This is a genomic window from Ruminococcus sp. AM26-12LB (assembly GCF_003480785.1).
GTDB lineage: Bacteria > Bacillota > Clostridia > Lachnospirales > Lachnospiraceae > Blautia_A > Blautia_A fusiformis.
The window spans coordinates 1-2,225 of record NZ_QUJX01000016.1; the positions used below are offsets into that span (position 1 = coordinate 1).

At 36.9% G+C, this 2,225-nt stretch carries 2 protein-coding genes; both read right to left on the minus strand.

Annotated elements, in window-relative coordinates; genetic code table 11:
- Positions 1-261: 261 nt before the first annotated feature.
- Positions 262-636 (minus strand): hypothetical protein, encoded by a 375-nt coding sequence (locus DW694_RS12530; RefSeq protein ID WP_015524968.1) that lies wholly within the window; start codon positions 634-636, stop codon positions 262-264.
- Between the two features lie 140 nt (positions 637-776).
- Complete coding sequence (locus tag DW694_RS12535; RefSeq protein ID WP_227574033.1) at positions 777-1,754, minus strand: M20/M25/M40 family metallo-hydrolase; 978 nt, start codon at positions 1,752-1,754, stop codon at positions 777-779.
- Between the last annotated feature and the right edge of the window lie 471 nt (positions 1,755-2,225).

Genomic DNA, 2,225 nt, shown 5'->3' on the forward strand with positions numbered 1-2,225 from the left:
TGTATTTATGAACTAATTGTTCTTTTTCAGTATACTACATCAGGGAAGGGAGAACGAGTGTTTCTTTTATACTATAGAGATTTTTTTTGAGCAGATATGCTCAGATGTGCAATTCATCTCACCACCTGAAGAGGTGGGAGAATTCTTGCTACATTTGTTAAAATTTATTCTTCTCAGTGGCCTTAATATATAGTTTATCAAAATATAGAAGAAATGGATATATATTTTCTTTTAATATTTTTATAAAAAAGCTTTATTTTATCACTCTCCAGTCACCGGACGCATCATGGAAAGCAGCTCTTTCCGGTAATGATCGGCCTTTTCCTGATTGCCTTGTTCTTTCCGTACCATCTTTGTGATTCCCGGATACTGTCCCGGGAAGCTTTCCAGCATGATACCATCTCCATAGATTAGGTAAACATCTCCGTCTGTCATATCTTCCTCTGTCAGCTTCTTTCCATTCTCATCCGTAAGCTTATCCGGTATCGTTCCGGAGAAAATCGTGTCCGTGTCCAGATCCGCAAAATACCAGCTGTTATCATCTGTATGAAAATACACTGCTGTCATCGGCTTTTCCCCGCATCCCGCCAGACAGAACATAACAAGTACCGCCAGCATCACGATCCATTTTTTCATTATTCCACCTCCTAGTCTCTGTCAGTATTTGATTGTTTCGACTTCACACCGTGCTAGCACCATGAAAAACATTAATATTACTGACTTCTACAATGTTTTTTATCTGACACTACCATTAGTGGGAGATTTTTGATATAAATTTAATTGATCGTTGGAAGTACTTCCATAACCTGATCAATCACTTCCACAATTCTCTGTATATCCATATTTTCTTTTACATCAGAACTATCATTCACGTTCAAACCATCTTGCCAGTCCTGGACAATAGATACTGCCGGGATATTCACTAATGCAAACGGATAATGGTCACTGTTGGTTGCCATTGTCAGGAAAAATCTGTCACTGGGTGTAAATAGTTCTGACATACTGTTTTTATTTAATTCTGCCAGTTTTTTCAATCCCTCATCATCATATTCCGCATTGTCTGGTCTTTTGTTTCCTTCGATCATCGCCATATAACCCAGATCACTTTTTTCTGCAATAGTATCAATATTTATTACTCCGATGATCTGTTTCCGCTCGTCCTCCGTCAGCTTACCAACATACCATCTTGAACCCAGCATATATTTCTCTTCGCCCGAGAACAGGATGAATTTTATATTATACGGTATCTCTGTATCTTTTAAAATCCTTGCCAGTTCAAGCACTGCTGCCACTCCGGAACCGTTATCATTGGCGCCCACCGAATCTTCTGCACTGTCATAATGGGCACTTATGATCAGATTTTTTGTAGTATCAATGGATGAGTTTTTTGTCACAATGATATTTTCACCAATGCCGTCAACAATTGCATTCTCGGCTGTTGATGCCAGAAACACATCCGCCTGCGAGGAATGCCTTATTGCATTCTCATTGTTTTCATCGTTATATTCGAATTTCTGGTATTCTATATTGTCATATCCCTGATTGCCAAAATATTCACTAATATATTCTTTTACATTCTGTATTGCATCAGAATTTATTGGACGCGGTTCAGAAGTGATTTCATCGATGATCTGTTCAATATTCTGTTCCAAAGGCTCTATTATTGTACCGTTCTGAGTAACACTCTCCGCCATTGTCTGAATTGGTGCTATTAATGATATAACCATAATTAAGGCAATTGTAATTTTTTTCATTTGTGAGCTCCCTCATTTTACCAAGTATTAATCAGTATCTTTTATCCAATAACTTTCCATGCAGAACCATAGGCTACAACGAAAGCTTTTTTCCATACCATAAACATTATCATGTGATATACTTCTGCCAATTAAATCTCAGATTTTGAAAAAGGAACAGACATTGATAATTTTACTTAGTTCCATTCTGGGCTATGCACGGAACACTACAACCACATGATCAAAAAGCAGTAAATCTGATATTCAAATGTACATTGTGATCCTTTTTTAACAAAATTAGCTTTTTTATCATTTATGTTATCAACTGATACTATTATACCATGAACTGCATCACCAACCAAGTGTTCTTTTTTGCTTTTACAGCGTTCGTACAGTACTTTTACAATTCATTGCACATCTGTAAAGGAAGGAGACTTCTTGCTATATATTATGTTAAATTCCTGAAAGTATTTTCTTTGCGTTCTCCAGGTT

Coding starts and splice junctions, on each gene's coding strand:
- DW694_RS12530 (WP_015524968.1), bottom strand. CDS start 636: ATGAAAAAATGGATCGTGATGCTGGCGGTACTTGTTATGTTCTGTCTG.
- DW694_RS12535 (WP_227574033.1), bottom strand. CDS start 1,754: ATGAAAAAAATTACAATTGCCTTAATTATGGTTATATCATTAATAGCA.